The following is a 24,401-nucleotide window of genomic DNA, read 5'->3' on the forward strand; positions in this document are numbered from 1 at the left end:
TGAACCTATGGCGGATGCACTCGTAATCGTGGAGTCGCCCTCAAAGGCGAAGACGATAGGCAAATATTTAGGCAGCAAGTTCATCGTGAAAGCTTCGATGGGACATGTTCGCGATTTGCCAAAGAGTCAGATCGGCGTTGAGGTGGAGAATGATTTTAATCCGAAATATATTACGATCCGCGGCAAAGGTTCAATTTTGAAAGAACTGAAGGATGCACGAAAGAAAGTGAAAAAAGTGTATCTCGCAGCTGACCCGGATCGCGAAGGTGAAGCTATTGCATGGCACTTGGCCCATGCTCTCGAATTGGACGATACGGCAGATTGCCGTGTAGTATTTAATGAAATTACTAAACAGGCTGTCAAGGATGCGTTCAAAACGCCGCGGAAAATCAATATGGATTTGGTGAACGCGCAGCAGGCAAGACGTATTCTGGATCGGCTTGTTGGATATAAAATTAGTCCATTGTTATGGAAAAAAGTTAAAAAAGGCTTATCTGCAGGCCGGGTTCAGTCCGTAGCTGTCAAAATCATTTTAGATCGTGAAAATGAAATTGATGATTTTGAACCGGAAGAATACTGGAGCATTACCGCTAAACTGACAGCAGACGGCAATCCGTTTGAAGCTAAGTTTCATAAACTGAACGGGGCCAAAACAGAACTGGGTAGTGAAGCGGAAGTGCAAGCGATCTTGAAACAGATCGAAGGTGCAGACTTTACGATCAAGGAAGTGAAAGAGAAAGAACGCAGTCGTAACCCTTCCGCTCCGTTTACAACGAGTTCTTTGCAACAGGAAGCAGCTCGTAAATTGAATTTCAGAGCTTCCAAGACGATGTCGGTCGCCCAACAACTATATGAAGGTGTAGACCTTGGAAAAGAAGGCACAGTAGGTCTCATCACGTATATGCGTACGGACTCCACACGAATTGCGGCATCTGCACAAGAAGAAGCCAAAGAATATATCGTTGGGAAGTACGGGGAGTCATTTGCGCCTGAGACACCACGGAATTATTCCAAAAAAGCTACTAATGCTCAAGATGCGCATGAAGCAATACGTCCAACTTCAATTTTGCGTGATCCCGATTCAATCAAGTCATTCATGAGTCGCGATCAGTTCCGTCTGTATAAACTAGTTTGGGAACGTTTTGTGGCGAGCCAGATGTCTTCAGCCATTTTGGATACACTTTCTGTAGATATTGCTGCGGGAGACACGATTTTCCGTGCAGCAGGTTCGAAGGTGCGGTTCCAGGGCTTCATGAAGGTATATGTTGAAGGGAACGATGATGGTACAACTGATGAAGATCGTCTGCTGCCTCCGCTGAAAAGTGGAGATGTGCTGGAGAAGCAGGAAATTGAGCCAAAACAGCATTTTACACAACCGCCACCCCGATATACGGAGGCAAGGTTGGTTAAAACGCTTGAGGAATTGGGTATAGGGCGTCCGAGTACATATGCGCCAACACTGGAGACCATTCAGAAGCGCGGATATGTTGCGATAGAGGAAAAGAAATTCATGCCGACCGAGCTGGGTGAACTGGTCATTGAGCAGATGGAAGAGTTCTTCCCGGAAATTCTGAATGTTGAATTTACCGCAAACATGGAAGGTGACCTTGACCATGTGGAAGAAGGTTCGGAGGATTGGGTTAAAGTACTCGCAGAATTCTACGAATCTTTTGAGAAACGGCTTGAGTTTGCGGAAGAAGAAATGAAAGAAATCGAGATTGAAGATGAAGTATCGGATGAGATCTGTGAGAAGTGCGGCAAACCGCTCGTTTACAAGCTTGGACGATTTGGCAAGTTTCTCGCGTGCTCTGGCTTCCCTGATTGTCGGAATACCAAACCGATTATTAAGGACATCGGTGTAACTTGTCCGAAATGTAAGGAAGGTCATGTTGTTGAGCGTCGTAGTAAAAAGGGACGTATTTTCTACGGATGTGACAAGTATCCTGAATGTGATTTTGTCTCATGGGACAGACCTTCAGCCAAACCATGTCCAAGTTGTGGATCGTTAATGATTGAAAAGCGGAACAAAAAGGGAGCACGATTGCAGTGTACTTCATGTGATCATCAGGAGCCGGTGGATGAACCGGATGACGAATCAGCGGATTAACATATATGTGAATCAAATCAATTATAGTGAAATATGAAATTGCTTTATGGGGGTAAATGATTTTGACGAATGAACAACAAGTAACCGTTATTGGTGCCGGGCTGGCAGGAACAGAAGCGGCCTGGCAGATTGCAAGTCGCGGCGTACGCGTAAAATTATACGAGATGAGACCTGTTGTGAAAACGCCAGCTCATCATACGGATAAATTTGCAGAACTGGTATGCAGCAATTCGCTGCGTGCGAATGGATTGACCAATGCAGTGGGTGTGTTAAAAGAAGAAATGAGAATGCTCAATTCTCTTGTATTGTCAGCAGCAGACAAACATGCGGTTCCCGCAGGTGGAGCACTTGCTGTGGACCGGGATGGATTTTCAGGCGAGATTACATCCAAGTTGCATCAGCATCCGCTCATCGAAGTGGTGAATGAGGAACTAACATCTCTGCCGGAAGATGGCATCGTTGTTGTTGCAACAGGGCCGCTGACTTCACCTGCATTGTCTGAGCAAATTAAGGCACTAATGGGGGAAGAGTATTTCTACTTCTATGACGCAGCTGCACCGATTATCGAAAAAGATTCAATTGATATGAACAAGGTGTATCTGGCTTCCCGTTATGATAAGGGTGAAGCGGCATATCTGAACTGTCCGATGACAGAAGAAGAGTTTGATGTCTTCTATGAAGCTCTCATCACTGCTGAAGTCGCTCAATTAAAAGAGTTTGAGAAAGAAATCTACTTTGAAGGCTGTATGCCAATCGAAGTGATGATGAAACGCGGAAAACAGACGGCTCTGTTTGGTCCTATGAAACCGGTAGGTCTGGTTAACCCGCATACAGGAGAGTTACCACATGCGGTTGTTCAGCTTAGACAGGACAACGCAGCTGGAACCCTGTATAATCTGGTGGGCTTCCAGACGCATCTGAAATGGGGAGAACAAAAACGTGTCTTCTCGCTTATTCCGGGACTTGAAAATGCAGAGTTTGTCCGTTATGGTGTAATGCACCGTAATACATTTATTAATTCTCCTAAACTTCTTCTTCCGACATACCAGTTTAAAGAGCGTCCAAACCTGTTCTTTGCAGGTCAGATGACCGGTGTAGAAGGATATGTGGAATCTGCTGCATCAGGGCTTATTGCCGGTATGAACGCAGCCAAAGCAGCGCTTGGGCAGGAACTGGTGGTACTGCCGGTAGAAACAACACTTGGCAGTATGGCTCAGTATATTACAACTGCTGACTTCAAGCACTTCCAACCCATGAATGCAAACTTTGGTTTATTGCCGAAGCTTGAAACGAAAATCCGTAACAAAAAGGAAAAAAATGAAGCTCTTGCACAGCGTGCACTGGATGGTATCACTAGTTTTGCTGCGGCAGAAGGTCTAACTGTTCCGGAACGCGTATAAATTATTCGTGGGAGGAGGCTGATATCATGGATATGTCATTTCATGCTACAACGATCTGTGCTGTTCGTCATAATGGTAAGGCAGCAATCGCCGGAGATGGTCAGGTGACCATGGGCCAAAGTGTTGTGATGAAAAATACAGCCAAGAAGGTAAGACGTTTATACCGCGGACAGGTTGTTGCTGGCTTTGCTGGTTCTGTGGCGGATGCGATCACCTTGTTTGAGAAATTCGAAGGTAAGCTGGAGGAGCATCATGGTAACTTGCAGCGTGCTGCTGTGGAGCTTGCCAAGGATTGGCGTCAGGATCGGATCTTGCGTAAGCTTGAGGCATTGTTGATTGTAATGGACAAATCAGGTATGTTGCTCATTTCAGGCGGTGGAGAGATTATTGAACCTGATGATGACGTTATTGCGATCGGATCAGGTGGGAATTTTGCTTTATCTGCTGCACGAGCGTTGAAACGTCACGCTGTGAACCTGGAAGCAAAAGACATTGCGCGTGAATCGCTTCAGATTGCCTCGGAGCTATGTGTATATACTAACAGTAATATTATTGTAGAAGAGTTATAAGCCAAAGAAATCTCCCGTAGTGGAGCATGATTACATAATCTGCTCCAGGACGTCTAGGGGATTCTTTGTCCTTGTTAGGTAAAATTAATTCAACATACTGGTAGGAGGGAAGCAATATGAATACTCAAGCGCTAACACCGAGACAGATTGTTGCAGAGCTTGACAAGTATATTGTAGGTCAAAAGAAAGCTAAAAAATCGGTAGCTGTAGCCCTTCGTAATCGTTATCGGCGGAGCCTTTTGCCTGAGCATACTCAGGACGATATTGTACCTAAAAATATCCTGATGATTGGACCTACCGGTGTGGGTAAAACGGAAATCGCCCGTCGCCTTGCTAAACTGGTAGGTGCACCATTTGTGAAAGTGGAAGCTACCAAGTTCACGGAAGTAGGTTATGTTGGTCGTGACGTTGAGTCCATGGTGCGTGATCTAATTGAGACATCCCTGCGCATGGTGAAACTGGAGCGGACTGAAAAAGTGAAGGACAAAGCTGAAGAAGCTGCAAATGAACGAATTGTACATATTTTGGCTCCTTCACAGTCCAAGTCCAAGAATCAGCGCAATCCTTTTGAGATGATCTTTGGTAATAATGGGAACAACGCTCAGGAACAGGATGATCCAGCACCCGATACTGGGATTGCGGAGCGTCGGCGTAAGATCAAGTTTGATCTGTTATCTGGCAAGTTGGAGGATGACATCATTGAAATTGATGTCGAAGACACTGCACCTAACATGATGGACATGTTTGCTGGTCAAGGTAATGATCAGATGGGCATGAACATGCAGGAAATGTTTGGTAGTTTGTTACCTCGTCGTACAAAAAAACGTAAACTCGCTATTAAAGAAGCACGCAAAGTGTTGACTCAGGAAGAAGCAGGAAAATTGATTGACATGGACGATGTTACCCAGGAATCCATTCGCCGGGCCGAGCAGACAGGCATCATATTCATTGATGAAATTGACAAGGTTGCCAGTCAAGGACGCGGTAGCGGACCTGATGTATCCCGGGAGGGGGTTCAACGGGACATTCTGCCTATTGTGGAAGGTTCTACAGTGATGACGAAATATGGCCCTGTTAAAACGGACTATATTCTGTTTATGGCAGCTGGCGCATTCCATGTGGCCAAACCCTCTGATCTGATTCCCGAGCTTCAGGGACGCTTCCCGATTCGTGTAGAATTGAGCAGTCTTACATTGGAGGAGTTTGTATCCATTCTGACTGAGCCTCAAAATGCACTGACCAAGCAGTATGTTGATCTGCTGCGCACCGAAAATATTGAGATTGAATTCTCGGATGAAGCGATTCGCGAGATTGCCAAATTGGCTGAATCCGTGAATCAAAATACAGAAAATATAGGTGCTCGTCGATTGCATACGATTCTTGAAAAGCTTTTGGAGGATCTGTCCTTTGAGGCACCCGAGCTTACACTGGAACGTATGGTGATCACTCCAGAGTATGTCCGGGAGAAATTGAATGATATTGCGCTTGATCGTGATTTAAGTCAGTATATCCTGTGACAAGGGTTTAACAATGAAATGTTAAAATGATGCTATATATGAACGGTATGCACGAGAGTAGAGTACATTTGCGAGATCGACAAAGGGTAGCAATCCTTTTACGAATCACAAGAGTCTCTTACTGTATGCATATCGTTTATTTTTATTTCCATCTAAAGGATTTGAGTGTTACAACCGATAAAAGAGGTGGGGTTGTTAACGGATCGACAAAACCTAGGACTTGTGCCGCATGTATACGGCATTAAAACCTATCGGAGTGGTCGTTATTCGTCGTATCTGTATCCAATGATTACCATTAAAAGAATTCTACTTATTCCAAGTCTGGTTATCGGTTTAGTCGATAGATTGGTAAATGTTGCGTAAATGCGCAAAATGATGAATTATAGAAAACTGTGAAGTTACAATTTATTTTCTTGAGATTAAAATATATAGACTCTGCTTAATTGTTAAGAAAGTGTTGTGTGGGAAAGTCGAGTTTTCTTAATTGTTGAAACATAACTTGTCAATTGATTAAGATACAGCTTTATATGCATACCTATGATAATGCACGTAAACCCTTAGTATAACGGCAAAAAATTCTAACATTAACAACGATGAAATATTCGGAAATATACATAATAACGAGCGCTATACGCTCTTGTAGGGACTTGAAAGTATTTTTTTATTTTAAGAATGTTTAAGGACAATAAGGAAGAGTATTAACAGACTTTTGTTTTGGGACTGAACATTTACGAAAAAATTCATAATTTGCAGAAAATACACAAAAAGCCCTGTCTTTCAGAAAAGATAGGGCTTTTTTCTTATTGTAATAAATCCCAAACTCGAAGAAACTTATGTTATACGACAACATCAGAGTTAATTCTACTTAAGTCCTAGAAAACCGTGTAAAGACGAATGTTTTTGTCGAAAAAACATAAGAATTTTCAAGGGGAAATATTCAATGTTTTTCCATAACTTCTAAAGAGAGGAGGGGGATTGTGAATCTTTTAAATGATATCAGCTTTAAAAGATTGCAGGGTGCACTCGATGCGTCCAATATCAGACAACGAACGATTGCTGACAACATCGCGAATGCCGATACCCCGTATTTCAAGCGCTCAGACGTTTCTTTTGAAGAAATGTTGCAAGGGCAAATGAATGGAGATATGCCTGTTCTTAAAGGTAAAGTCACTGATGCAAGGCATTTTGTCATAGGTCCTTCCTCTTCCGTACCAACGCCAGTAGTTAATATGGACCAGTCAACATCCATGAATAACAACCAGAATAATGTCGATATCGACAGAGAAATGAGTCTTCTGGCGGAGAATCAGTTGCGTTATAACGCTTATATTCAGCAAGTGAGCGAACAAATTAAAATGATGCGTGTTGGCGTGGAAGGGAGATAACCTAAATTGAACATTAGTAATAGCTTTAGTATTAGCAGCTCAGCATTGACGGCCCAACGGTTGCGAATGGACGTTATATCTTCTAACATTGCCAACGCAGAGACGACGCGCGCGAGCGTATCCAATGGTGAAGCGGTTCCTTACAAACGCAAAATGGTCGTACTTGAGCCGAATAAAACGTCATTCGGTACGATGCTGCAAAATCAGATGAGAGGTAGCGGCTCAGGAGATGGTGTTAGAGTAACCGAGATTCGTGAGGATCAGTCACCATTGAAGCCTGTGTATGACCCTACTCATCCAGATGCCAACGCTGAAGGATATGTATTTATGCCTAATGTGGATATTGCAAAAGAAATGGTCGACATGATCTCTGCTTCGCGTTCCTATGAAGCAAACGTGACAGCACTGAACTCAACCAAAGCGATGATCTCCAAAGCTTTGGAGATTGGAAGATAATTTACTTCGAAATAAAAATAAGAAAGATACAAACCAGGGATGAAGGGGAGGGACATTAATGATTCAGAACAACATGTTTAGCACACAAGGTATACAACCGCTACAGATGAAGAATGCAACCGAAAGTAAGCCTTCTACACCAGCCGAAACCATTCAGAGCTTCGGTACATACTTACAGAATGCATTAGGGTCCGTCGCCGCACAAGAGACTCAATCGCATGAAATGTCGAATCAATTTTTGGTCGGCAAAGCGAATGTGGATCAGGTGATGATTGCTTCAGAGCAGGCCTTGTTAAGTCTACAACTCACAACTCAAGTCCGAAACAAAGTGGTCGAAGCATACCAGGAAGTTATGCGAACGCAATTATAAGATAACCTACTTGCGCTTCGATAATAGCGCTGATCATTACAACAAAGCAGCTGCGATGCTGCTCCTGATCCTCAACCTGTGGAACGGCTAAGGTTGAGTAAGGACAGACTAAGCAAAGTTTCGGATGGGGTGACAGAGTGAATGAGAGAATTGCCCAGTACAGGGATAAGGCATCCCAGTATTGGAATAGTTTTAGCAAAAAGCAAAAAGTATTATTTATATCCACCTTCCTGTTTCTGATTTTGGCTGCAGTTGTACTCACGATGCAATTGTCCAAGACCGAATATGAAGTTGCTTTTACAGACTTGAATGCAAGTGATTCAGCGGGCGTTATCAGTTATCTCGATTCATCCAGCATTCCATACAAATTAAGTTCAGATGGCAAGACCATATCCGTACCAAGTACAAGTGTTGCAATTGCAAAGGTGAATGTCGGATCTCAAGGGATTATTCAGAATGGTTCATTGGGGTATAAGTCATTCGAGGAGTCATCATCCCCCATTGGGATGACGGATAAAGAGTTTGATGTAAAATACAACAACGCTATAAACGGAGAAGTAGAACAGTTACTTCAGCGGATGCAAGGCATACAGGATGCTAAAGTACTGGTGAATATGCCGAAAGATAACATTTTTGCCGGTTTAGAAGAACAGGACAAAGCATCAGCATCGGTAGCTCTCCAATTTAAACCGGGGTATCACCCAAATCAGGCAGCAGTAGATGGCTACTTTAACTTGGTTAAGACTGCAATTCCTAATCTGCCTATTGAGAACATCACCATTACAAACACAGATGAAGCAGAATTGATTCCAACTGCCCGTGGTGGCAGTGGCGGGTTGTCTTCCGAAGTTCAAGAAAACATGGCTTTACAGAAAAAGTTTGAAAACGATGTCCGCAATAACGTAAAGCAATTTCTTTCCCAGATTGTAGGCGAAGACAAAGTTAATGTGTTGGTAGCCTCCAAGCTTAATTTTGATAAAGAAACACGCAAAGAAAATCTGGTCACACCTGTTGATGTAGAGAATATGAAAGGCATCGAGATCAGTGTGCAGGAGATTCAAAAGAGCTACACTGGGGCAAGCAACCCAACTGGTGGTGTTGCTGGCACAGGACAAGAGGAAGTTCCTGGTTATCCATCATCTGATGCAACAGGTAACTCCACCTCAGAAGAATCATCAAGTACTATTAACTACGATGTTAATCGAATCGCCAAGGATATTATTTCCAGTCCGTATACTGTAAAAGACTTAACCATTAACGTTGCAGTTGAACCACCGGATGGAGAAACAGAATTACAGGGACCTGTTCAAGACGCGATTGAGAACATTCTGGTTAACATTGTGCGCGCTTCATTGGCAGACTCAGGCACTGTAATAAGTGACGCTGATCTGACAAAGAAAGTTTCAGTCATGTCACAAGGGTTCCAGGCTGCATCAACAGCAAATACAGGCTTCCAGTTGTCCCCAGCCATGATGTGGGGCGGAGGCGCACTCATAGCGGCATTGATCGCAGCGGTTGTTATTTTGTTAGTACGCCGTCGCCGCAAACAAAACGAAGTCGAAGAAGAAGAGATTCCTCTTCCAATAGCAACAGAGTTCCCGTCCATTACGCTGGACAGTGTAACGAACGAAAGTCAGGTGCGCAAACAATTGGAGAGTTTGGCCAAGAAAAAGCCAGACGAATTCGTCAATCTGCTGCGTACATGGCTGGCTGACGAATAGAGGTGAACGCATTGGCGAAGGCAAGCAGTCAAGGTTTGACTGGAAGACAAAAAGCAGCAATTTTGTTGATTACATTAGGTCCGGAAGTGTCGGCTCAGATCTTCAAACATCTGCGTGACGAAGAGATTGAGCAATTAACGTTGGAGATTGCCAACGTTCGCAAGGTTGATTCTTCTGAAAAGGACATGATTATGGCCGAGTTTCACCAGATCTGTCTGGCGCAGGAATATATCTCTCAGGGCGGTATCAACTATGCGAGAGAAATCTTGGAGAAAGCTCTGGGTTCATCAAAAGCACTTGAAGTCATTAACCGTTTGACAGCTACACTGCAAGTCAGACCGTTTGACTTTGCACGCAAAGCGGATCCGAATCAAATTTTGAACTTTATTCAGAATGAAAGTCCGCAAACGATCGCGCTGGTTCTCTCTTATCTTCAGTTCGAACAGGCTGCAGCGATTCTATCATCTTTGCCACAAGAGAAGCAGGCAGATGTTGCTCGCCGAGTGGCGGTTATGGATAGTACTTCGCCAGAAGTCATCTCTCAAGTGGAGCGAGTTCTGGAACAGAAGTTATCTTCTACCGTAACCCAGGATTACACCAATGCGGGTGGTATTGAATCGATTGTACAGATTCTGAACGGAGTCGATCGTGGTACAGAGCGTACCATTTTGGACTCGCTTGAAATTCAGGATCCGGAGCTTGCAGAGGAAATCAAAAAACGCATGTTTGTATTCGAAGATATCGTCAATGTGGATGATCGTTCTATCCAGCGTATTATTCGTGATATCGACAACGCTGATCTGCAACTCGCACTCAAGGTGGCAAGCGAAGAAGTTCGGGATGCGGTGTTCCGGAACATGTCGAAGCGGATGTCCGAAACATTCAAAGAAGAGATGGAGTTCATGGGTCCTGTGCGATTGCGTGATGTTGAGGAAGCTCAGACACGCATTGTAGGCACGATACGCAGATTGGAAGAAGCCGGTGAGATCATTATCGCACGCGGTGGAGGAGATGATATCATTGTCTAATTTGATTAAATCTTTCCAGTATGTACCCGTTGATGACCACAAAAAACTTGAAAACCATCATCATTATGGTGGTGACGAAGAGTCTGAGACGGAATTATCCGGTGATCGTGCTGAAGGTTCTGAAGCAGAGACGCTTCAAGCACGCGTGGACGAAGAAACACAACGTCTTACCGCAGAAATGCTGGAAGATGCCAAGGAGTTTGCAGAAAAGCAAGTACGTGAAGCTTCAGAAGAGGCAGAGCGCATGCTTCAAGAAGCCCGTGAACAGATCGACAGCTGGTGGCAGGAACAACGACAACAGGATGAACATCTGACCGAAGCGCTTCGTTCACAAGGTTTCCAACAGGGTTTTGAAGAAGGAAAAGTACAAGCTGAAGTAGATCTCCAGGTGCAGATCGATAAGATGATGATTGAAGCTCAGGAAGTACTCAAGGAAGCTTATGTAGCTAAAGATCAGATCATTCAGGAAGCCGAACCGTTCCTTGTGGATCTCGCTTGCGGGATTGCTGAGAAAGTCATTGATAAGCAACTTACCATTGAACCTGATCATACACTGGAATTGATTCGTCAGAGTTTGTCACGTAAACGGGAGCAGGGGTTAATCACACTTTGTGTGGCGCCCGATCAGTTTACATTTGTACAGGCAGCTCGTGAAGAATTGTCTCTGTCTATTGACTCTCAGGCAGAACTGCAGATTTTGCCTGATTCAACAGTCAAAGATAAGGGATGTGTCATTCGTTCTTCGTTCGGAAGTGTAGATGCGAGAATTGATACACAGCTTGCTGAGATTAAAAAAGAACTGGTCCGCATAGCACTTGAGGATGAGGAGCGAAGAAATCAACATGAAGGTTCTTAGTTCACAGCGATATATGGAACATTTGAAGCAATTCGATCCTGTTCGTATTAACGGCAAAGTTACTCAGGTCATTGGTCTTATGGTGGAGTCAGAAGGGCCAGATGCAAGTATCGGTGACGTATGTTATATCTATCCAGGTAAATCGGCCAAGCCTCTTCAAGCCGAAGTCGTTGGGTTTCGGGATAACAAAGTGTTGCTTATGCCGCTGGGTGAACTTCAATCCATTGGTCCTGGTTGCGATGTAGTAGGTACGGGCAAGCCACTGGGTGTTCAGGTGGGCTCCGAATTGCTCGGTAAAGTATTGGACGGACTTGGACAACCGCTGGACGGCTCACTCCTTCCATCAAGAATGCCAATGTACTCCACCTCCAATACTCCGGTCAATCCAATGGATCGTCCACGTGTACTTGAAACGATGGGTGTTGGTGTAAGAGCTATCGATGGATTGCTGACTGTAGGTAAGGGACAGCGTGTGGGCATTTTTGCTGGTTCTGGTGTTGGTAAGAGTACATTGATGGGCATGATTGCTCGTAATACAGCAGCGGATGTTAACGTCATCGCGCTTGTGGGTGAGCGTGGACGTGAGGTGCGCGACTTTATTGAACGGGATCTGGGTCCGGAAGGACTGGAACGCTCCGTAGTCATTGTTGCAACTTCAGATCAGCCTGCTCTGATTCGGATCAAGGGAGCAGTTATTGCGACCACGATTGCAGAGTATTTCCGAGATCGTGGAATGAACGTGATGCTCATGATGGATTCGGTCACTCGATATGCGATGGCACAGAGGGAAGTTGGTCTGGCCGTAGGTGAACCTCCGGCAATGAGAGGATATACGCCATCGGTTTTTGCAAGTTTGCCCAAACTGCTTGAACGAGCGGGTACAGGACCTACAGGCTCGATTACAGCCTTTTATACGGTGCTGGTTGATGGTGATGACATGAATGAACCGATCGCGGATGCGGTAAGGGGTATTCTGGATGGCCACATTGTGTTAAATCGATCCATTGCGAACAAAGGACATTTTCCAGCGATTGATGTGCTAGCCAGCATAAGTCGTGTTATGAAGGATATTGCTCCGGAAGAGCAGTTGGAAGCTGTTAATAATATGAAACGTTTGATGGCTGTGTACAAAGAATCGGAAGATTTGATCAATATTGGGGCTTACCAGCGGGGATCAAATGCAGCCATAGATGAATCGATAGACCAGATTGATAGTATATGGAACTTTACCAAGCAGAAAGTCGACGAGAAAGTCACCTTAAGTGAAGTGCAGGAACGTTTGATTCTTGAATTTGCAAGGAGATGAATGGGTAAACGATGAAATTTCGATATCATTTCCAGAAAGTTGTTGACTTGAAGAGTAATGAAAAAACACAGGCAGAATGGATGTTATCCACAGCGATCGGTAAACTTCAGACGGAGGAAGAACATCTGATACAACTTCTTAATGACAGAAGTAATCTGGTCGCCATTATCCAATCTGCTACGGAAAATAAAGCGTCTGTAAACAGTCTGCAGGAGATGCAGCGTTATGTACATCACCTTGACGAGTGCATTTCACGCAAAAACAGTGATGTTAAACATGCTCAGGTCAACGTGCAGCGGAATCAGACATTTCTCAACGGTAAGATGATTGACGAAAAAGTATGGCTTGGAGCGAGAGACAAGGCCAAAATCAAATTTCAGCAGGAGATGCTCCTCCGGGAACAGAACGATCTGGACGAGATGGCTACTGTACGCTTCGCTGCCAAAGCCGGACGCGCGAATTGATGTGAGCCGGACGCGAAGTTGTCTCGTGAAGGAGGAATGAACGATGGCTGTTAAAGATGATAGCGACATGGAAAAAGAGTCGGGAGGCGGTTGGGAAAAGTTTCTCATGATTTCAATCCCGATTGTATTCACCGTAGTATTGCTAGGTGTATTACTTACCCTATTTAATGTAGATATTCGTAATAACTTGTTTGAATTCGCCAACAAAATACCGGTAGTCAAGGAATGGGTACCTGATCCTGTACTGGATCCAGAGAAAGAAAAGCTGGAGAAGAGTGAGCAGCAGGTTGAAAGTGCTGAAGCCACAATCGAAAAGCTGAAGTCCCAGGTGACGGCTAAAGAAACAGAGCTCAAAGCAGCACAGGCAGCGACAACCACCGAAGCGAAGAAAGCAACGGAGCTTCAGAAAAAGTTGGATGATGCGGAAAAAGCGGCTGAAACCGCAACAGCGGCAGCGCCTGAAACGGAATCCGATTATCAAAAGCAAATCAAAGATTTGGCAAAGATGTATGCTGATATGAGCCCGAGCAAAGCTGCACCGATCCTGCAAAATATGACGAATGAAGAAATGGTTTTGTTATTGAATGCCATGCAATCATCTGCTCGGACCAAGGTGCTTGAAAAGATGGATCCGAAAACAGCAGCCGATGTGACCATGATGATGAAGGATGCCAAACCGTCCGGCGATCTGGCACTGGATGCACTGCAATCCCGATTGAAGAAGGAAACCGCAGCAACTTCAACTGCATCCACAACGACAAGCAAAAACCTGGATAAAAATCAGCTTAGTCAAACATTTGCTTCGATGTCTGCTTCAAGTGGTGCCAAGTTATTATTGGAAACATACAAGTTAAGTCCTGATAAAACATTGACCATCCTGAATTCGGTAGATGATGCAACACGCTCTCAATTGCTTGAGAACATGTCTTCAGAGGACTCGGTTGAAACTGCAAAAATTTTGAACAGATTAATGGGCAACAAATAGATCTCATTACACTGAACTAACCGAGAGGAGGTGAAAATAAATGTCGATTGTATATCAAATGGCATCCACAGCATCTGCAAAAGCAACGGGAACAGGTCAGGCGACTGGAGCACAATCGAAAGGTTCAGCTGCAGGGGCTAGCGGTGAATTTCTCCAAACTCTTGCACAATCGTTATCTGGAGGAAACACAGAAGGTGATAGTTCAAGCGCTGCTGGAAGTTTAACTGCTAATCCGCTGATGTTTTCCTTTGCTGCGAATGAAGAAGGGGAAGCGACATCAATCACGGATATACTGAATTCGTTGTTCACGGACTTGGATTCACTTGACGAAGCTTTGGAAAATGATCCAGCTCTACTTGCAGGTTTACAAACTCTGATTCAACAGATGTATACACAATTAAGTAATCCTTCAGGTTCTAATGCGGAAGGCTCCGACGAACCTTCGAACGGAGCGGAAAGCATAAATACAGTACCTGCAATTGAACTGTCCCAACATCCGGCAGCAGTACGTTTTGTTCTGCAGGATATGCTTACACAATTAGTAGCCGGAATGAATGATCCTGAGAGTAACGTTGCGAAGAACGCTCCGGAATTCAAGCAACTACTACAATCTCTGCAGGGTCAGCTTCAAGAGGCTGGAGTGGATACTAGCCATAACAAAGGATGGACTCAACTGAAATCCATACTGGAAACATTGACTGCAGTTAAGGATCAGACTGCACAAGTCGCTCCAAGTACTTCACTTCAAGCACCCAAACAGGATTTGGTCGTACCTCAGGTTCTTGTTGCGGCAGTGGCAAACACTGGAAGCCAGGTGAAAGATGAGACGGAGACGACATCTGCTTCGAATGCAGGTGGAGAAGTCGAACACTCAACGATCATTACTGCGGGAGAACTGTCCTTGCGTTCATCAGGTACAACAGCAGGGAAACCGGCTGAACCTGTAATGCAAACATCACAGTTTGCCAAAGAAATGACACAATTTGTAGTCAACAAGCTGGATATTGTGCAGCAAAAAGGATTTTCCGAGGCGACCATCTCACTGCGGCCTGAGCACCTAGGGAAGTTGGATGTTCAAATCACCTTGCAGAATGGGCAGTTGGTTGCACGGTTTATGACTGAACATACGATGGCCAAAGACATGCTTGAACAGCAAATGACACAGCTGCGTTCTTCACTTCAAGCCCAGGGAATTCAAGTGGAACGACTTGAGGTTACCCAGAACAGTTCAATCGGATCACAGTTGTATCAGGACGGAGGCCGTCAGCCGGGAAGTAATTCTCAGCAACAACGCCGTTCGCGTGAGCGTGAGGAACAATCGGATGATGCTATAGCTACAGCAGGAATTCAGGAAGAATTGCGTAACTGGCGTAGCGAACAAGTCGATGGAAATGAATTACAGAGAGATACGTTTAGTGCAGAGGCTTAAACAGAAATGAGGTGAGCAAATGGCTAACGAAATTGTTTCAATGAATAATACCTGGCCGAATTATTCGGCAGCCAATAAAGCAACCACAAGTGCTGCAACAAAAGAATTGGGCAAAGATCAGTTTCTAAAAATCCTGATTACCCAGCTGCAAAATCAAGATCCTATGCAGCCGATGGAGGATAAGGAATTTATCGCTCAAATGGCACAGTTCAGCTCCGTGGAGCAACTGGTCAATATTTCTACACAGCTTAAAACATTGAACCAGTCACTTGGTGCTGTATCCGGCATGATTGGCATGGAGGTAAGTTGGCTTTCTTCTAATAAAGATGACAACGGAACTCTTCGTCAGGGTATTGTGGATTCCATCATTGTAAGAGATGGTGTTCAATACGCAAAAGTGGGCAACGACGAGATTAAGCTGGATGAGATCATTCAGGTGAATTATCCAAAACAGGCAGAAGAGAGTCAAACTCCGGTACAGAACGTTCAAGGCGTAGCCCCTGAAACGAACGAGAGCCAGGAAGTTGAATCATCCGCTGAACCGGGTGATACGGAAGATAGCGGGAAAACGATATGAGTGATCGCATAACGGTTGGACAATTATATGCAGGCCCGATTACACCGAATATGCTTCAAAGACCCAAAACGGGAGAATCTTCGGCTGTCCCGGAAAAACCCTTTGCCAAGGTGCTGGAAGACAATCTTCTGAAATTGAGCAATCATGCTGCCAAACGATTGGAACAGCGAGGTATTGAGCTCAAGACCGAGCAAATGGAACAGATTGGTTCTGCTTTGGACAAAGCTGCTGCCAAAGGAGCCAAAGAGTCATTGATCTTAATGCAGGATATGGCTTTTATCGTCAATGTCGAAAATCGTACTGTGGTTACAGCTATGGATAGTGAAAGCATGAAGGATAATGTGTTCACTCAGATTGATAGTGCTGTAATCATTTCTTGACCGGCTGGCCCTTCTCGGGAGCCGGAATGCCGCTGACCGACTGATGCGGTAACCAAATGAAGACTGGGAGGATTTTTAAAAATGTTGAAATCAATGTACTCAGGCGTTTCCGGGATGCGGGGTTTTCAAACAAAACTCGACGTAATTGGTAACAATATTGCGAACGTAAACACGGTTGGCTTCAAGGGCAGTCGGGTTATGTTCAAAGATATTATGAGCCAAACGACGGCGGGGGTGACTGCCCCTGGAGATGCATCTGGTGGTGTCAATGCGAAACAAATCGGTCTTGGTGTATCCGTAGGTTCGATTGATACGCTGCATCTGGCAGGTAGCCCAATGACAACGAATAATCCAACAGATCTTCGGATTAATGGAGACGGATTCTTCTTGGTACGTTTGAGTGAAGATCAGGAAGTGCCCTACCTGACTCGTGCTGGGGACTTCCACGTGGATGCTGCGCGTAACCTTTTGACATCGGATGGATTGTTCGTTCTGGATAACGGTGGTGGAAATATTACCATTCCAGACGACGTCGTTTCCTTTACGATTGGTCAGGATGGAACGATTAACCAGACTATGGCAGACGGAACGATCGAAGCTGGAGCACAACTTGGTATCGGAAAAGTGGTCAATCCGGAAGGTTTAGAGAAGATCGGCGGTAACCTGTACCGTATGACAGCTAACGCGAATCCGGACGGGGCACTGGAACCATTGACAGCAAACAGTGCTGAGGACGGAACAGGAGCGATCATTGCTGGACAGCTCGAAATGTCAAACGTGGACCTGACTGGTGAATTTACTGAGATGATCGTAGCTCAGCGTGGATTCCAGGCCAACTCCCGGATCATTACAACGTCGGATGAAATACTTCAGGAAGTTGTTAACCTGAAACGTTAATAGCTGATTAATGAATTTTTAAAATGTGGGGGAGCTTGCTCCTCCCACTCTGATCAAGGGGGCTTAGCATGATTTCGGTTACGCGGTTAAATGGTTCTCCCATGTGGTTAAATGCGCTGATGGTTGAAATAGTGGAAGAGACGCCGGATACGTATATTACTCTGGTAACTGGAAAGAGACTGATTGTGCTTGAAAAAGCCAATGACGTTATTTCCAAGATTAAAGATTACAACCGTGAAATCGGGGTTCAGGCAGCCACTATTAAAGTGCAGCAAACGGAGGAATCCTGATGAAAAAAATGATGCCCTGGCTTGCAACGATGTTGCTTGCAATAACACTCATTGTGGTGGTTGTGTTTGTATTTATGCAAGGACAGAACGGGAATAAGGACGACACACATACGGCGGCAGCTTCAGAAAAGAAGATGACTGCGGATGAGATTGTAGAGGTTTCCTCTGAGCTTGGAGAAATTAAAACCAACTTGGCTGATACGGATCATGTTGTAGTTGTCAGCTTCTCATTCAAGTTGTCAGACAAAACAGCCAAAGAAGATTTTGAGAAAATTAAAGAAATTACAGTGAAGCCTATTATCATTCAGACGTTTGCGGATACAAAGTCTGAGGAGCTGGCTACAGCGAAGGGCCGAGTACAATTTAATGAGAGATTGACCGGACTAATTAATGAAGCTTTACCTGAAGGTAAGTTGAGCAGCACCAGTTTTTCAGCTTTTGTAATGGCGCCAATGTAAATGAACAGAACACGCTGTAGACCTGTAAGGGGGTGAGAACATGGTGGATGTATTATCACAAAATGAGATTGACGCCCTATTAGCAGCCCTTTCTTCTGGTGAGATGGATGCGGAAGAATTGAAGAAGGAAGAAACTCAGAAGAAAATCAGATCGTACGATTTTAAGCGGGCAGTGCGTTTTTCCAAAGACCATATCAGAAGCTTGACTCGTATTCATGAAAACTTTGCACGCTTTCTCACCACTTATTTTTCAGCCCAACTGCGGACGTTCGTTCAAATCAATGTCGTTCAGGTCGAACAGTTGCCTTATGATGAGTTTATCCGTTCTATTCCTAAGATGACGATATTGAACATTTTTGAAGCGGAGCCACTACAGGGAAGAATGGTGATGGAAGTCCATCCGAACGTGGGATATGCGATGTTGGATCGCCTGCTTGGTGGAACGGGGAGTGCTCCGACAAAGATTGCATCGATGACGGAGATTGAAACGACTATCATGGAGCGAATATTCAGCCGTGCATTTGAAAGTTTGCAGGAAGCATGGAAGACCGTGTTGGATATTTCCCCAAGGATGGAAGCGCTCGAGACCAATCCGCAATTTATGCAGATTGTATCTCCCAATGAAACGATTGCTCTGATCTCGCTCAGCACCAAAATTGGTGACACGACAGGCATGATCAATCTATGTATACCGCATGTCGTTCTTGAACCTATTATGTCACGGTTGTCAACTCATCAGTGGTTTGTTTCGGAGAAGAAAACCAGAGCTCCGGAAGAATATGATGCTTTAAGAGAGCGTGTGAACAAAGCCAAGTTACCCATCGTTGCGGAATTGGGAGAATCCAGAATTTCAATTGCAGAATTTCTGGGTCTGTCCGTTGGTGATGTCATTACGTTGAACAAACCAGTGGATGAGGGACTTTCCATTAAAGTGGGTGACAAACTGAAATACATGGGCAGTCCGGGGACAATCAAGGACCGTGTGGCTGTGCAAATAGACGAGATTGTCACCGAAGGAGTTGAAGAATTTGACGAGTAAGGATTATTTATCCCAAGAAGAAATCGATGCTTTGCTCAGGCAATCGGAGTCGATAAACAGCTCGGAGCCCGCTGAAAAGACGGTTGATGATTTTTTGACCGAGCTGGAGCAGGATGCCTTGGGGGAGATTGGTAACATTACATTTGGTAGCGCGGCAACAGCCTTATCCACGCTATTGGGCCTCAAAGTAGATATTACAACACCTAAAGTTTCTATTATTAGTCGAACGCAGTTTGAAGAAGCCTTTCCCAAGCCGCATGTTGCCGTTCATGTGAATTACGTGGATGGATTTGAAGGCATTAACTCGCTTGTTATCAAGAAGAGAGATGCTCAAGTCATCGCTGATTTGATGCTGGGTGGCGAAGGAAATCCGGTCGATGAAGAACTGAACGAAATCCATATTAGTGCAGTGCAGGAAGCAATGAACCAGATGATGGGTTCCTCTGCGACTTCAATGTCCACGATTTTTAATCGTTTTGTGAATATTTCTCCTCCGGGAATCGATATTCTCAATCTGGAGAGTGGAGAAGGTGTAAGTAATCTCCCGGCAGATGAGACTCTTATCCAAGTTTCATTTCGTTTGTTAATCGGGGATCTGATTGATTCCAATCTGATGCAGTTGCTTCCAGTGCATTTTGCCAAAAACATGGTAGATATGTTGATTGGAGGTGCTCAGGAGTCAACTGCCAGCGCACCAGTGGCATCAACCCCTGAACCTGCACCAGCACCCGTACCCGCAACGCCACCACCAGTGGCTGAGCAGCCGCCCGTTCAACACCAGCAGCCTCCACAGGCTCCTCAGCAGCCTGTTCAGGACTATAACGGATATGGACAGACTCCGATGGGGATGCCGCAAGGAATGCCGCCACAGCAGCCGTATGGCATGCCACCGCAGCAACCTTATGGTGCACCTCAACATTATGGTGGAATGCCAAATAGGAATGTTAACGTACAGCCAGTTCAATTCGCCAATTTACAAAATGGGGCGTACGGTCAGGTAGACGAAAACAATTTGAATTTATTGATGGACATTCCCCTTAAAGTCACCGTAGAATTAGGAAGGACCCAGAAGCAAATTAAAGATATTTTGGAACTGTCACAGGGTTCGATTGTCGAACTGGATAAGTTAGCCGGGGAACCTGTCGATATTTTGGTGAATAACAAACTGATCGCCAAGGGAGAAGTTGTCGTTATAGACGAAAACTTTGGTGTTCGTGTTATAGATATCGTTAGCCAATGGGACCGAATTCAGAAATTACAATAAGCACAATTTAGGGAGGACTTGAATCAAGATGGCAAACCGAATTTTAGTCGTAGACGACGCTGCATTTATGAGAATGATGATCCGGGACATTTTGTCCAAAAATGGATATGAGGTTGTTGGTGAGGCACAGGATGGTTCACAAGCCATTGAGAAATTTAAAGAGCTACGTCCGGATCTGATCACAATGGATATTACGATGCCTGAGATGGATGGCATTGCAGCCTTGAAAGAAATCAAGAAGATTGATGCTAACGCTAAAGTGATTATGTGCTCTGCCATGGGTCAACAAGCAATGGTAATCGACGCTATTCAAGCAGGTGCCAAAGACTTTATCGTTAAACCGTTCCAATCTGATCGGGTTATCGAAGCGATTAGCAAGACACTGGGCGTTTAAGAGACATGATGATGGCTCAGGGTGATATACCAGGAGGAGCTGGCGCGGGAACCAATTATTATTTACAGCTTGTATGGGTGATTGTTGTCCTGGCCGTCATCCTGGCCCTTATTGTCTATCTGATCCGGTTCTTAAACAAACGGAATCAGCAGTGGTTACGTCATGGCACGATTCGTACCCTGGGCGGGGTTGGACTGGGGCAAAACAAGTCGCTGCAAATTATGGAAATTGGTGGCGTTGTATATCTGCTTGGTGTAGGTGAAGACATCCAGTTGATAGATAAGGTTTCGGACCTGGAAGAGGCGCAAAGAATCATTGATTCCTTCGAACGGGATGCTGCTTCACAACAAGGGAATCTCTCACCTCTCATTGCCAAGCTGACAAAACGTTTCCGTAGAGAAGAACCGCCGAGGGAAATGGAACTAGAGGACACAACTTCTTTTCACGAAATGTTTGAATCCAAACTTCGGCAGATGCCTAACCGTAAAGAGAAGATGGAAAAGCTCCTGGATAAAGACAATACTACAGATCGGTCGAGGGATTCATGAAGAAAAAGATTTGGTTAGCGTGTTGTTTATTAGGACTTATCAGTCTGGCATCTGTAACGGTTGCCTTTGCCGAACCTATTCCGAATATTGATATTCAGATTGGGAACGGAGATGGAGGGACACCAAGCACGAGTTCACTGTCCATTATACTGTTAATTACGGTGCTTAGTATTGCTCCGGCCATGCTTGTGCTGATGACCAGTTTTACTCGGATTGTGATTGTACTAGGTTTTGTACGTACATCTTTGGGTACACAACAAATGCCACCCAATCAGGTGTTGGTCGGTTTGGCGCTATTTCTGACACTTTTCATTATGTCGCCAACGTTGTCTTCCATAAATCAGGTAGCGCTTCAGCCCTATCTCCAGGGAGATCTTACACAAACCGAGGCACTTGAAAAAGCAGCGGATCCGATAAAGAAATTTATGTTTAGTCACACCAGAGAAAAAGATCTTCTGCTGTTTATGAAGTACAATCAGACTGAACAACCCAAGACTTATCAGGATATCCCAATTACTGTTATGGTGCCGGCATATGTAATCAGTGAGTTGAAGACAGCATTCCAGATGGGATTTATGATTTTTATTCCGTTTCTTGTTATAGACATTGTTGTTGCGAGTACACTCATGGCAATGGGCATGATGATGCTTCCGCCGGTCATGATCTCATTACCTTTCAAAATACTGCTCTTTGTCCTTGTGGACGGGTGGTATCTGGTTGTCAAGTCACTGTTACTGAGTTTTAACACTTGATCCGGAAAGTTAAAGGAGGACGGTCATGACTTCGGAATTTATTATCGGTCTGGCCGGGAAAGCGGTATACACGTCATTGCTGGCCAGTGCACCCATGCTTATACTAGCTCTGGTTGTAGGACTTGCAATCAGTATTTTTCAAGCGACAACCCAAATTCAGGAACAAACATTAGCTTTCGTGCCAAAGATTGTTGCCGTACTTTTGGCGGTACTTTTGTTTGGACCTTGGATTTTGAATATCTTGGTCGATTTTACGTTTAACATTCTCGATAATCTATACAGATACATAGGGTAGGCTTTAGCAGATGGAGACATTATTGCAAAGTTTCCCTGTCGCTCTGCTTATGTTTTGTCGAATCACATCATTTTTTGTAACTGCGCCGGTTTTTTCGGCTCGAAATGTACCCGCTTCAGTTAAAATTGGACTCTCTGCTTTTGTCACATTGACCGTATATATGACATATGGCATAAACCAGACAGTACCCACGGATCTGAGTTATATTTTGCTCATCATCAGAGAGATTCTAATAGGTTTGCTTTTGGGATTTGTTGCGTATCTATTGATGACAGCTGTACAGACAGCAGGTGCTTTTATTGATATACAAATTGGTTTTGGTATTGCGAACGTATATGATCCAATGACAGGTGCTTCAGCACCGCTTACAGGTAACTTCAAATATGCATTCGCAGTGCTTTTATTCCTAACCATGAATGGACATCATTATCTCCTGGATGCCCTTGTATACAGTTATCGCTGGATCCCGTTGTCGAATGTATTTTTCATAAGGCTGGCCGATGGAAGTATTGCTGAATTTTTGATTCGTACGCTAGGTGAATCGTTTATGCTTGCGTTTCAGATGGCTGCACCTATGGTAGTTGCGTTGTTTTTAACGGATGTAGGATTAGGATTTTTGGCAAAAACAGCTCCTCAATTTAATGTTTTTGCTGTCGGAATGCCGCTTAAAGTGCTCGTCGGGCTTGCTATTTTGCTTTTGCTGGTTCCCAGCTTCGCCTTTGTATTTGGTCAATTGTTCGAAGTGATGTTCAGATCCATGGAAAAATTGCTTGGGACCATTGGGCAAAGGCCGGGATGAGTGAAACGGAGGACAAGATTCGAATGAAACTTCAACTCGACCTCCAGTTGTTTTCAGGGGAAAAGACGGAGAAAGCTACCCCAAAAAAGAGACAGGATACACGTAAAAAGGGACAGGTTGTCAAAAGCATGGAGATATCAGGTGCCTCGATTCTCCTGTTTACCTTTTTAATCATGATGGTTTTCAGTGATTTTTACAAGGAGCGTACGGTTCGACTCTTCACGGATATCTTCATCAATCGATTGAGCATGGAAGTCACTGATGAAAATGTAATGTCGCTTATGATGCGATACGGTATAGAAGTGATGTTGTTGCTTGCTCCTGTTCTGCTTGGTGTAGCATTAGTTGCTCTGATCGTTAACTACATGCAGGTAGGTTTTCTACTTGTAGGTGAAGGTTTAAAGCCGAAGCTGGAGAAGTTGAATCCGATTAAGGGATTCAAAAATATTTTTTCTCTTCGTTCGTTGGTCGAATTTGCTAAATCCATTTTGAAGATGACCATCATTGGTTATCTTGTGTATAGCACAATCACAAGTTACCAGTCCGACATTGCTTCACTTTCTCATTTTTCAATGGATGCCATTTTACATTTTGCTGCTTCAATTACTTTAAGTCTTGGAGTCAAGATTGCGGTAGCTCTGTTGGTACTTGCGATCTTTGATTACATGTATCAGAAGTATGATCATGAGAAGAAGATCCGTATGTCCAAGCAGGACATTAAGGATGAGTACAAAAAAATGGAGGGTGACCCGCTGATCAAAGGTAAAATCCGGGAACGTCAGCGTCGTATGGCTATGCAGCGTATGATGCAAGAAGTACCGAATGCGGATGTAATCATTACGAACCCAACTCACTTTGCGGTTGCATTAAAGTATGAAGGTTCCGAGATGGAGGCACCACAGATTATTGCCAAAGGTCAGGATTATGTCGCCTTGCGAATCAAGGAAATTGCCAAAGAAAACGGTGTTATTACGATGGAAAACAAGCCGTTAGCACGGGCGTTGTTCCAGAGAGCCGAGATTGGTGACGCCATACCGGCCGATTTGTTCCAAGCGGTAGCCGAAGTGCTAGCTTATGTATATAAACTAAAGGGCAGAACGAAATAAAAGGGGATC

The 24,401-nt window shown here is 44.5% G+C and carries 27 protein-coding genes; all 27 read left to right on the forward strand.

All coding sequences use genetic code 11. The features are described 5' to 3' along the window. Positions 1 to 7 precede the first annotated feature (7 nt). The 27 genes from topA to flhB all read left to right on the forward strand — a co-directional run bounded on the left by topA (position 8) and on the right by flhB (position 24,392). Complete coding sequence (gene topA, locus NLBNIHML_RS28475; RefSeq protein ID WP_339241569.1) at positions 8 to 2,107, forward strand: type I DNA topoisomerase; 2,100 nt, start codon at positions 8 to 10, stop codon at positions 2,105 to 2,107. A gap of 56 nt (positions 2,108 to 2,163) precedes the next feature. Beyond that, on the forward strand, positions 2,164 to 3,507 hold the full coding sequence (gene trmFO / locus NLBNIHML_RS28480) for an FADH(2)-oxidizing methylenetetrahydrofolate--tRNA-(uracil(54)-C(5))-methyltransferase TrmFO (protein WP_445252948.1): 1,344 nt from the start codon (positions 2,164 to 2,166) through the stop codon (positions 3,505 to 3,507). Positions 3,508 to 3,533: 26 nt separating this feature from the next. Further along, entirely contained in the window at positions 3,534 to 4,076 is a 543-nt protein-coding gene (gene hslV, locus NLBNIHML_RS28485; protein WP_076208907.1) for an ATP-dependent protease subunit HslV, read from the forward strand. Between the two features lie 116 nt (positions 4,077 to 4,192). Further along, positions 4,193 to 5,593, forward strand: a complete 1,401-nt coding sequence (gene hslU, locus NLBNIHML_RS28490) for an ATP-dependent protease ATPase subunit HslU (protein ID WP_339260435.1) — start codon at positions 4,193 to 4,195, stop codon at positions 5,591 to 5,593. A 977-nt stretch (positions 5,594 to 6,570) separates the two neighbouring features. Then, positions 6,571 to 6,978, forward strand: coding sequence for a flagellar basal body rod protein FlgB (gene flgB / locus NLBNIHML_RS28495; protein ID WP_339241571.1), 408 nt, complete (start codon positions 6,571 to 6,573; stop codon positions 6,976 to 6,978). A 6-nt stretch (positions 6,979 to 6,984) separates the two neighbouring features. After that, the gene (gene flgC / locus NLBNIHML_RS28500; RefSeq protein ID WP_253433759.1) at positions 6,985 to 7,434 is read left to right on the forward strand and encodes a flagellar basal body rod protein FlgC; all 450 of its coding nucleotides are present in this window, start codon (positions 6,985 to 6,987) and stop codon (positions 7,432 to 7,434) included. A 58-nt stretch (positions 7,435 to 7,492) separates the two neighbouring features. Further along, positions 7,493 to 7,804: a flagellar hook-basal body complex protein FliE gene (fliE, locus tag NLBNIHML_RS28505; RefSeq protein WP_253433762.1), complete on the forward strand. Its 312-nt coding sequence runs from the start codon at positions 7,493 to 7,495 to the stop codon at positions 7,802 to 7,804. A 137-nt stretch (positions 7,805 to 7,941) separates the two neighbouring features. Then, positions 7,942 to 9,525, forward strand: coding sequence for a flagellar basal-body MS-ring/collar protein FliF (gene fliF / locus NLBNIHML_RS28510; RefSeq protein ID WP_339241576.1), 1,584 nt, complete (start codon positions 7,942 to 7,944; stop codon positions 9,523 to 9,525). 11 nt (positions 9,526 to 9,536) lie between these two features. Further along, entirely contained in the window at positions 9,537 to 10,553 is a 1,017-nt protein-coding gene (fliG, locus tag NLBNIHML_RS28515) for a flagellar motor switch protein FliG (RefSeq protein WP_047842476.1), read from the forward strand. Beyond that, positions 10,546 to 11,409: a FliH/SctL family protein gene (locus NLBNIHML_RS28520; RefSeq protein ID WP_253433768.1), complete on the forward strand. Its 864-nt coding sequence runs from the start codon at positions 10,546 to 10,548 to the stop codon at positions 11,407 to 11,409. Before fliG ends, NLBNIHML_RS28520 begins: the two co-directional genes overlap by 8 nt. Continuing rightward, positions 11,396 to 12,715 (forward strand): flagellar protein export ATPase FliI, encoded by a 1,320-nt coding sequence (fliI, locus tag NLBNIHML_RS28525; protein WP_339241579.1) that lies wholly within the window; start codon positions 11,396 to 11,398, stop codon positions 12,713 to 12,715. The genes NLBNIHML_RS28520 and fliI overlap by 14 nt, the downstream gene beginning before the upstream one ends. Positions 12,716 to 12,726: 11 nt before the next feature. Continuing rightward, positions 12,727 to 13,179 carry a flagellar export protein FliJ gene (fliJ, locus tag NLBNIHML_RS28530; RefSeq protein WP_339241582.1) on the forward strand — a complete coding sequence of 151 codons (453 nt, stop codon included), beginning with the start codon at positions 12,727 to 12,729 and terminating at the stop codon, positions 13,177 to 13,179. Between the two features lie 43 nt (positions 13,180 to 13,222). Further along, entirely contained in the window at positions 13,223 to 14,164 is a 942-nt protein-coding gene (locus tag NLBNIHML_RS28535) for a MotE family protein (RefSeq protein ID WP_339241584.1), read from the forward strand. 40 nt (positions 14,165 to 14,204) lie between these two features. After that, entirely contained in the window at positions 14,205 to 15,593 is a 1,389-nt protein-coding gene (locus NLBNIHML_RS28540) for a flagellar hook-length control protein FliK (protein WP_494353311.1), read from the forward strand. A gap of 19 nt (positions 15,594 to 15,612) precedes the next feature. Beyond that, on the forward strand, positions 15,613 to 16,170 hold the full coding sequence (locus NLBNIHML_RS28545) for a flagellar hook capping FlgD N-terminal domain-containing protein (protein ID WP_339260439.1): 558 nt from the start codon (positions 15,613 to 15,615) through the stop codon (positions 16,168 to 16,170). A 50-nt stretch (positions 16,171 to 16,220) separates the two neighbouring features. Next, positions 16,221 to 16,550, forward strand: a complete 330-nt coding sequence (locus NLBNIHML_RS28550; RefSeq protein WP_494354774.1) for a TIGR02530 family flagellar biosynthesis protein — start codon at positions 16,221 to 16,223, stop codon at positions 16,548 to 16,550. Between the two features lie 81 nt (positions 16,551 to 16,631). Next, a complete protein-coding gene (gene flgG, locus NLBNIHML_RS28555) occupies positions 16,632 to 17,447 on the forward strand; it encodes a flagellar basal body rod protein FlgG (RefSeq protein WP_315936327.1) in 816 nt (271 codons plus the stop codon). Positions 17,448 to 17,515: 68 nt separating this feature from the next. Beyond that, positions 17,516 to 17,737, forward strand: coding sequence for a flagellar FlbD family protein (locus tag NLBNIHML_RS28560; RefSeq protein ID WP_494353312.1), 222 nt, complete (start codon positions 17,516 to 17,518; stop codon positions 17,735 to 17,737). Continuing rightward, the gene (locus NLBNIHML_RS28565; RefSeq protein WP_339241590.1) at positions 17,737 to 18,195 is read left to right on the forward strand and encodes a flagellar basal body-associated FliL family protein; all 459 of its coding nucleotides are present in this window, start codon (positions 17,737 to 17,739) and stop codon (positions 18,193 to 18,195) included. The genes NLBNIHML_RS28560 and NLBNIHML_RS28565 overlap by 1 nt, the downstream gene beginning before the upstream one ends. Before the next feature lie 40 nt (positions 18,196 to 18,235). Then, on the forward strand, positions 18,236 to 19,234 hold the full coding sequence (gene fliM / locus NLBNIHML_RS28570; RefSeq protein WP_253433786.1) for a flagellar motor switch protein FliM: 999 nt from the start codon (positions 18,236 to 18,238) through the stop codon (positions 19,232 to 19,234). Then, positions 19,224 to 20,498, forward strand: coding sequence for a flagellar motor switch phosphatase FliY (fliY, locus tag NLBNIHML_RS28575; protein WP_339241591.1), 1,275 nt, complete (start codon positions 19,224 to 19,226; stop codon positions 20,496 to 20,498). Before fliM ends, fliY begins: the two co-directional genes overlap by 11 nt. A gap of 28 nt (positions 20,499 to 20,526) precedes the next feature. Further along, a complete protein-coding gene (locus tag NLBNIHML_RS28580; RefSeq protein WP_017689175.1) occupies positions 20,527 to 20,892 on the forward strand; it encodes a response regulator in 366 nt (121 codons plus the stop codon). An 11-nt stretch (positions 20,893 to 20,903) separates the two neighbouring features. Further along, the gene (locus NLBNIHML_RS28585) at positions 20,904 to 21,440 is read left to right on the forward strand and encodes a flagellar biosynthetic protein FliO (protein ID WP_339243021.1); all 537 of its coding nucleotides are present in this window, start codon (positions 20,904 to 20,906) and stop codon (positions 21,438 to 21,440) included. After that, complete coding sequence (fliP, locus tag NLBNIHML_RS28590) at positions 21,437 to 22,192, forward strand: flagellar type III secretion system pore protein FliP (RefSeq protein ID WP_315936325.1); 756 nt, start codon at positions 21,437 to 21,439, stop codon at positions 22,190 to 22,192. The genes NLBNIHML_RS28585 and fliP overlap by 4 nt, the downstream gene beginning before the upstream one ends. Before the next feature lie 25 nt (positions 22,193 to 22,217). After that, on the forward strand, positions 22,218 to 22,487 hold the full coding sequence (gene fliQ / locus NLBNIHML_RS28595) for a flagellar biosynthesis protein FliQ (RefSeq protein ID WP_047842485.1): 270 nt from the start codon (positions 22,218 to 22,220) through the stop codon (positions 22,485 to 22,487). A 10-nt stretch (positions 22,488 to 22,497) separates the two neighbouring features. Further along, positions 22,498 to 23,286: a flagellar biosynthetic protein FliR gene (fliR, locus tag NLBNIHML_RS28600; protein WP_339241596.1), complete on the forward strand. Its 789-nt coding sequence runs from the start codon at positions 22,498 to 22,500 to the stop codon at positions 23,284 to 23,286. 23 nt (positions 23,287 to 23,309) lie between these two features. After that, positions 23,310 to 24,392 (forward strand): flagellar biosynthesis protein FlhB, encoded by a 1,083-nt coding sequence (flhB, locus tag NLBNIHML_RS28605; protein ID WP_445252554.1) that lies wholly within the window; start codon positions 23,310 to 23,312, stop codon positions 24,390 to 24,392. Positions 24,393 to 24,401: the final 9 nt, after the last annotated feature.

The sequence above is a fragment of the Paenibacillus sp. JNU01 genome (genome assembly GCF_059130585.1).